The 7,135-nt window shown below is 66.1% G+C and carries 9 protein-coding genes; 4 read left to right on the top strand and 5 right to left on the bottom strand.

Translation table 11 applies throughout. From position 1 onward, the window contains the following. Positions 1 to 650, top strand: a 650-nt coding sequence (locus tag ACFZB9_RS25775; protein ID WP_391450864.1) for a hypothetical protein, incomplete at its 5' end; no start/stop codon positions are given. Positions 651 to 754: 104 nt separating this feature from the next. Beyond that, complete coding sequence (locus ACFZB9_RS25770) at positions 755 to 1,087, top strand: hypothetical protein (protein WP_391450863.1); 333 nt, start codon at positions 755 to 757, stop codon at positions 1,085 to 1,087. A 79-nt stretch (positions 1,088 to 1,166) separates the two neighbouring features. Here the strand turns inward: ACFZB9_RS25770 and ACFZB9_RS25765 are convergent, their stop codons facing one another. Then, positions 1,167 to 2,000 carry an SAM-dependent methyltransferase gene (locus ACFZB9_RS25765; protein WP_391450861.1) on the bottom strand — a complete coding sequence of 278 codons (834 nt, stop codon included), beginning with the start codon at positions 1,998 to 2,000 and terminating at the stop codon, positions 1,167 to 1,169. A 23-nt stretch (positions 2,001 to 2,023) separates the two neighbouring features. Here ACFZB9_RS25765 and ACFZB9_RS25760 point away from each other — a divergent pair, with 23 nt between their 5' ends. Then, positions 2,024 to 3,538 carry a recombinase family protein gene (locus ACFZB9_RS25760; RefSeq protein ID WP_391450860.1) on the top strand — a complete coding sequence of 505 codons (1,515 nt, stop codon included), beginning with the start codon at positions 2,024 to 2,026 and terminating at the stop codon, positions 3,536 to 3,538. Between the two features lie 52 nt (positions 3,539 to 3,590). Here the strand turns inward: ACFZB9_RS25760 and ACFZB9_RS25755 are convergent, their stop codons facing one another. Next, complete coding sequence (locus ACFZB9_RS25755) at positions 3,591 to 4,016, bottom strand: hypothetical protein (RefSeq protein WP_391450859.1); 426 nt, start codon at positions 4,014 to 4,016, stop codon at positions 3,591 to 3,593. Between the two features lie 296 nt (positions 4,017 to 4,312). Between ACFZB9_RS25755 and ACFZB9_RS25750 the strand changes: the two genes are divergently transcribed. Beyond that, positions 4,313 to 4,615 (top strand): hypothetical protein, encoded by a 303-nt coding sequence (locus ACFZB9_RS25750; RefSeq protein WP_391450857.1) that lies wholly within the window; start codon positions 4,313 to 4,315, stop codon positions 4,613 to 4,615. Between the two features lie 734 nt (positions 4,616 to 5,349). On the opposite strand, the gene ACFZB9_RS25745 is transcribed toward ACFZB9_RS25750, so the two are convergent. The 3 genes from ACFZB9_RS25745 to ACFZB9_RS25735 all read right to left on the bottom strand — a co-directional run bounded on the left by ACFZB9_RS25745 (position 5,350) and on the right by ACFZB9_RS25735 (position 6,880). Next, positions 5,350 to 5,664, bottom strand: coding sequence for a hypothetical protein (locus ACFZB9_RS25745; RefSeq protein ID WP_391450856.1), 315 nt, complete (start codon positions 5,662 to 5,664; stop codon positions 5,350 to 5,352). Between the two features lie 162 nt (positions 5,665 to 5,826). Further along, positions 5,827 to 6,030, bottom strand: coding sequence for a DUF397 domain-containing protein (locus ACFZB9_RS25740; RefSeq protein ID WP_391450854.1), 204 nt, complete (start codon positions 6,028 to 6,030; stop codon positions 5,827 to 5,829). Continuing rightward, on the bottom strand, positions 6,020 to 6,880 hold the full coding sequence (locus ACFZB9_RS25735) for a helix-turn-helix domain-containing protein (RefSeq protein WP_391450852.1): 861 nt from the start codon (positions 6,878 to 6,880) through the stop codon (positions 6,020 to 6,022). The genes ACFZB9_RS25740 and ACFZB9_RS25735 overlap by 11 nt, the downstream gene beginning before the upstream one ends. Positions 6,881 to 7,135: the final 255 nt, after the last annotated feature.

The following is a 7,135-nucleotide window of genomic DNA, read 5'->3' as shown; positions in this document are numbered from 1 at the left end:
ACCCGGTGACCAACAGCGACCCGACCGGCCTGAGCCTCTACGACCCGGACACCGGCGCGGAGGGCGGCAACGTCCAGGCCATCGAGAAGCGGGAGACAGATATCCGGTCCGCGCCCAACTACCACGACCCGGTTCCGATCTCCGACCCCCTCCCCTACTGCGGTCCGGGCACCCACCTCAGCGGCAGCACCTGCGTCTCGGACACCCCGCCGAAGCCGGAGCCGAAGCCGAAGCCCAAGTCCAGCACGAAGAGCAAGATCGGCAGCGCGATCAGCTGCGCGCTCGACCCCGGCAGTTGCGTGACCAAGATCGTGGCGAACAACTGGACGTCTCGCTACAATCCCGTGCGGATCGCCGTGAACTTCGCGGCCGTCCCGCCGTACGCCATGTACGCGGGCGCTTGGTGGCTACGCAAGAACGGCGGGGACAAGACGCCGTTCAACTTTGAGCTGGAAGTGATAGAGGCCGACGGTCTGGGGACGGACATTATGCTGGACTATGCAAAGAATCGCGTCTTCCATAACGGCGAGAGCATTGCGGACGAGGGTATGCGTGGGTCGTACCTGCCCAATCCACTGCCGCAGAATCTCATCGTCGGCTATTTGCCGGGTCTCAGTGAGGATCATGGCCACTATAAGCTCGACTTCTGAATGACCTTCTCGTGGCTCAAGTGACTGGGAATGGATCGATGGCGCCTTACGGAACGTCCTGGCCCCGACGCTCGGGGTTGAGTTCCCGGAAGAAGTTCGCACTGGTGGCTCTTGCGATCGGAGTCCCGGTGCTCCTCATCGCAATCGTGACGATCGTCTCGGGTAACTTGACCTCGAAGATCGAGATATCGAACGACAAGGCCTACACCTTGCGGGTCGCTGGCTGTGGGGATGCAGTGACGATCCCACCGGGTGCCACGCAGTACCTCATGATCAACAACTATGAGGCGGCGTCGTGTCAGCTCTCCGAAGAAGGCGGTTCGTACGAGCCTGTCGGCTGTCTGGTCATCTCGAAGGAGATGGCGAAGGCGGACGCGCTGTATGCGGCTTCGCGGGTTGAGGCCGCGTCCAAGTCGCCGACCTGTGCGGGGAAATAGCAGCGGAAGTCTCGACCCGGACGCTTGACAGCAGGGCTGCCGCCCGCCGACTTCGGCGGGCGGCAGCCCTGTCCCTTGTTCACCTGTCGCGTTGCCCGGTGGTACGTGCTCCGCACGAGCCCGGCCCTTGTGCACCCGACCGGTGACGCACACCCCGCGCTCGCCTCAGGGCTTGCGTGCCACGCCCACGGCCGCCAGGCGCAGCACCGGGTTGGCGCTCAGCGGCGGGGTGTCGGCCTCCGGGCGCCTCGGCGACGGTGACCACGCCGGGGTCGACCAGGTCCAGGCCGTCCAGGAAGGCGGCGACGGCGGCCGGGGTGCGGAACTGCGCGCGGCCCACGCCCTGGCGCAGCACGGCTTCTGCGGCGGCGGCCTCGGCGTCCTCGCCGGCGGCCAGCAGGTGGTGGATGAAGACGTAGCTGCCGGACGGGAGGGCGTCGACCAGTTCGCGGACGATGCGCGCGGGCTCCTCCTCGTCCAGGACGTAGTGCAGGATGCCGCAGAGCAGCAGGCCCACCGGCTGGTCGAAGTCGATGTGGCCGCGCAGCACCGGATCGGCGAGCAGCGCGGCGGGCTCGCGCAGATCGCCGGCGAGGACCGTCGTCTCCTTGTTGTCGGCCAGCAGCGCACGGGCGTGGGTGAGCACCACCGGGTCGTTGTCGACGTACACGACCCGGGTGGACCGGTCGACGGCGTGCGCCACCTGGTGCACGTTGTCCGCGGTCGGCAGCCCCGACCCGAGGTCCACCAGTTGCCGAAGGCCCGCTTCGTCGACCAGGTACCGCACCACGCGCCGCAGCACGGCACGCTGCTGCTGCACCCCGAGGTGGACGGCGGGCAGCGTCTGCTCGATCCGCTCGCCGACGGCGCGGTCGGCGGCGTAGTTGTCCTTGCCACCGAGGTACTTCCGCAAAACACAGAGCGGGAGTCGTCACAATGGGCGATGTGATCACCACCGACTATGACGGGTGCGGCAAGTGCTTCGTCGGGGTGCGGCGGCTCAGCCGGAAGACTGACGCGACCAGCAGCCCCACCAGGCAGCAGGACCAGATCCTTGCGGCAGTTGACATGGTCGGCGGCCACATCATCGCGTGGGCCGACGACATGGAGGTGTCGGGAGCTACCGACCCGATGACCCGCCCGGGGTTCGGCCCGTGGCTGCGCGGCGAGATGGGTCCGTATGACGGGACCGCCGCCGCAAGCGTCGACCGGATCGGGCGCAACGTGCGCGACACGCTGAACACTCAGGACCTGTTGACCCGTCAGGGGCGGTTGATCGTCACTGCTGACCACCACGGGATCTGGGACTTCACCGACACCAACCAGGAGAACGAATGGCTGACCAAGGCTTGGGGCTCCCAGATGGAGCTGCGAGCGATCCAGAAGCGCAATCGGGACGAGACGCTACGGGCGCGGGCAGCCGGACAGCCCAAGCAGAAGCCGTCATACGGGTACATGTACGTACGGCTGGTCCCGACCGGGAAGGTCGATCACGTAGCCCTCGACCCGGTCGCGGTGGAGGTCATCCGGGACGTTGCACAGCGCATCCTTGCCGATGAGACGGGCAAGATCACGGTTGCAACCGAGGCAGCGCGACTGACGCGGATGGGAGTGCCCTGCCCGAGCGACCGGCGCGCACAGCTCTATGGCCACCCGCTGAAGGGAGGCCCGTGGACCCCCAAGTCGCTGCTCTCGATTCTCATCAGTGAGGCCGCGTTGGGGTACCTCATGCACGGGGGGCGGGCGGTCATTCGTCGGGACGGGCACCCGGTGCGTCTTGCCGATCCGCTGTGGGACCGGGCGACTCATGACGCGCTGATCGCCAAGACCGCTCCGAAGCGGACGGGCAACAGGGCGCCGAAGAGCACACATCGCCTGTCCGGGGTGGCGTGGTGCGGCAACTGCGGCGCCCGCCTCTACATCGCAGGCCGGAGCTGTGAGCTCGCTTACGGTTGCACTGCCCGGGTACGCGGCATCCCCGCCAGCGCCAACTGCAAGCCCGCCCCAAGCATGACGATCAGCCTTCTCGACAAGAAGGTTGAGGCGTGGTTTTTGGGCCGCTATGGCGCCATGCAGGAGATGAAGAAGGTCTACGACCCGGGCACTGGCTACGCCGCCAAGATCGCTTCTCTCGAAGCTGACCGCCAGCGTCTGAGGGATGACCGGCAGGCTGGTCTGTACGACGAGCCAGACGATGCTACCTGGTATCGGACCGAATACGCGCGCATGGGCAAGGAGATCAAGGAGTTGAGGGCCTTGCCCGAGCGCCCGCCGGGCATGCGCATGCAGGCCACCGGCCGCACGGTCGCCACCCGGTGGCACGCCGCCCCGGACGACGCGGCACGGCGCGAGTTGCTGAACGAGTTCAACGTTCGGGTGGTGCTCTTCCCTGAGGAAGCCGAGAAGCGTTACACGATCACCGGTATCAACCCGTACGCGATCGCCGCCTAGGCAGCCGACGGCCCTGGAGAGAACGTCGACTCTCCGGGGCCGTGGTTGGCGCTTAGGGGCAGCGCACCAGCGAGGGAGCCGTGAAGCGCACGATCCGACCGCCCAGGGTAGTGAAGTCCACCGACCGCACGGCTAGTTCGCACAGCGTCGTGTCAGACAGTTGATCGATGAGTGCGCCAGCCTCAGGGCCGAGGACTTCTACCAGGCTCCAATGGCGGAACCGCAGCTCGAACGCACCCAGCGCCGCAGACTCAGCGAGCCGGAAGTACAGCGCCGCCTCACCGGCCGCCAGGACGTACACCCGCAGTGCGGACGCCGCCGTGACGACTTCCAAGCCGCTGTCACCGCCGTTCTGCGCCGCACCGCCGAGGAGACCGACCACCACCGACGCCACCTCACTTGAGAGTGCGGCGAAGCGCCACACAGCGCCGTCCCCGAGGGCATGGGCGAGGGCGCACCCCACCGTGTCACGGTCCATAGTCCGCCCCCGAGTGCCGCTCGCTCTCAGCCCTTTCGGGTTCCCGCCGTGCCCCACCCGCCCGCCCGGGGGACAGGTTGCCATGGGCAAGCTCCCGGGCCCGCTTCAGGTCCTCAGCGATGCCGGCTGCGATCAGCGATTCCGCGACCGAGTGCCCTGAGCCGACGAAGCGCCAGGCGCTCTCGGTGACTTCGCCCACCGCCGTAAACGGCTCCCGGCCGGTGAGCACACGAAGGTACGCCGCCCGCTCGTCCCGCAGGTGCTGTATCCGGGCACGCTACGCCGCACTCTTGCCCATGGAGCAGATCACCAGCACCACACTCGCCCGACAGCCCAACCTGCCCCCCGCAGAGGCCTACGCCCGGCTGGCCGCAGCGCACGGCCCCATCGAATGGTGTGAAGCCGTCGGCGCCCGCATGCCTCGCCCGGACGAACGCGCGGCCCTCCACGTGCCCGAAGGCGTACCGGTTCTGATCTCTCAGTGCATCACGCAGACCCAGGCCGACACCCGCCGCCTCATGCTGGAAACCACCACGATGGGCGCAGGCTCAGCGCATCTGGCATTCACCTATGGCCCAGCCGCCACTAAAAGAAGGTAACGGGCGGTCTCGAAGAAAACGGGCCGGACGTAGGAGGTCGTCCCGAGCGGGAGGAGCGACGGCGCATTCGGCGTCGGCGAAAACTGCGGCTGAAGACGGCTCTACCCGGGCACACCAAAGATGGGCAGACCAGCAAGGTCCACCATGCCGCGATCGCGGCCGCCCGCTGACGTTCGTCCTGGTTGCGGGCCAGGACGCGGACAGTCCGCAGTTCATCACGCGCCCTAGCGCGACCTCGGATACGCCATTTGGAGCAACAGGGTCGGTAGATTAATAGCGTTAGCCGCTATCCTGCCGAGATGGACGCTAAGTGCGTTCCTGCGACTGATATTAGGAGAACATCATGGCTCTTATCCCCTCGGTCCTCGGCACCGTCACCGGCCTGCTCGCAGGCGTCCTCAGTCTCCTCGGCGGGGTGCTCTCGGCCATCGGGTAACCCTGGCCCTCACCGGCCGCAGTACGGAGAGCCCCTGGCGCCCACACAACCGAACGTAGTCGCCGGGGACGAGCCATCCCACGCGGAATCAGTAGAGCTCTTCGCCGACCATGGCCGATCCGTCGAAAGCTTTCTATACATACTCAAGAGGCGGCGCTGCGCGCCGCCGGGGCGGTCTCGTCGCCCCGGCCGGGCATGCGGCCTGGCGGCCGGTCCCGGCCGGGCGCCAGGTACGCCCCGCGCGCGGACGCCCACACGTGATCCGAATCAGCCGGCGGGCCGGAGAGCCATCCAGTCATCACGAGGACTGCCGAGGCTCGATCTCCCCGCGTACCAGCATTCGGTCCACGACCGCCCACAGCTTCCGTGCCCCGGACAGCGTGCCCTCCATGAACACCACGCCCTGCCCGTCGTCGGACCACCCGGCCTGTGCGCGCACCAGATCAACACCACGCAATTCCAACCGGCCCAGCAGCAGGTTCAGTTCGCTCGCAGCGGCCCGCGCCTCCAGCCAAGCCGCCTCGTAGTCCACACCTGCAACCACCGCGCCGCCACCCAGGAAGAACGAGCCGTCTTCCTTGAGGTCGTCGCCCTCACTCGCCCAATCGTCCATGACCTTGCCCCCAGCCTGAACTGCCGAACATCGATTGCGCTCCAAGCAGTAGCCAAATGTAACCCCAGCGTCACGCAGCGCACTGGCAGTTATTCGGCGCAGGTAGCACAACGGCCCCCATGGCAAGTGGACTTGGGGGCCGTTCGAAGATCATGGCAAGTATCAGAGGCGGCCGGGCAGATCGCCTGTTTGCAGGCTGGTGACGAACAGTTGCCAGGCTCCCGTCTTGAAGATCAAGGCAGGCCCATTGGGGTTCTTGCTGTCCCGTACTGGCACGGCGTCGGGGAGGCCGTCAGCTACTTCGATGCAGTTGCCGCCCGCGCTTCCGCTGAAGCTGCTTTTCCGCCACCTCAGGTCAACCGCCATATCCGTACCTCTCTGCTGCTACCTTGCGCATCCACAAGGATGATTCTTCTGGAGTCGTCGCAGATCGTTCCAGCTGCTCAAACGCTAGCCTGTAAAGTGCGATGTCTGTCTCCTTCTCGATGTACAAGGCGCTTGTCAGTCCTTCAAGGTAGACGATGTCGCCAGGCACATCGGAGAAAGAGAGGATCTGGAAAGAAAGCCCCATGGAAGGATGAGGGTCAGCGCTCAACGGCAAGATCTGGATCGTGATGCTCGGCCGCTCGCTCAGGCTGATCAGGTGCTGGATCTGCCGGTTCATGGCTTCCGGCCCGCCGGCGGGGCGTGTGAGAACTGCCTCGTTGAGGATCGCCCGAAACTGCGGCGGATTGGGGCTGTTGAAGATTTCCTGACGCTGCAAGCGCAGGTTTACCCGGTGCTCGATCTCGTGCTCAGAAAGCCTCCGTGGCCAGACTTCGAATACGCCACGCGCATACTCTGGAATCTGCAAGAGCCCCGGCACCAGCTCTGTTTCGTGAGCGCAAATCTCGGAGGCGTCGCCTTCCATGCCAACGTAGGTTTGAAACCATTCGGGCAGGCTGTCGCCGTAGTCGTGCCACCAGCCCCGCTGAGTGCTCTGGCGAGTAAGCAGGATGAATTTCTGCAAATCGGCAGCGTCCGTGACCCCGTAGAGTTTCAGCAGGGAGCGAACGTCCACCTCTTTCAGGGTGGCCTGACCGGACTCGATCCTGGAGATCTTGGTTCCGCTGAACCCGGTGGCCTCTGCGGCTTCCTTCGCCTGGAGTCCGGCCGGCTCGCGTAGTCGGCGCAGCTCGGCACCGAGCCTACGCCGGAGCACTGTCGGACTGTCCACGCTGGCCGCTCCCCGCTGATTGACGTTGAGTCACAGTCTGCCACCTCCTTGCATGATCACAAGACTCTTGCAGATCCGCGCAATTGCGCGATTAGGAAGTTGCTGCGCAATCGCGCGGAAGGGCACTTGCGCATGGTCGCCGAGCGAGAGCCTGCTACAGGCAGTACACGACGTCACGACAGATCGTGATCATGGCGGCTCGTCACCGGGCATTCCGTTGCCCGTGTCCGGCTGCCCCTGGGGTGCCCAGTCTCG

Origin of the sequence: Kitasatospora sp. NPDC008050 (genome assembly GCF_042957465.1) — a bacterium.
In the GTDB taxonomy this organism is placed as follows: Bacteria; Actinomycetota; Actinomycetes; order Streptomycetales; family Streptomycetaceae; genus Kitasatospora.
Note: the sequence above shows the minus strand (reverse complement) of the source record. Positions and strands in the feature narration are given on the sequence as shown.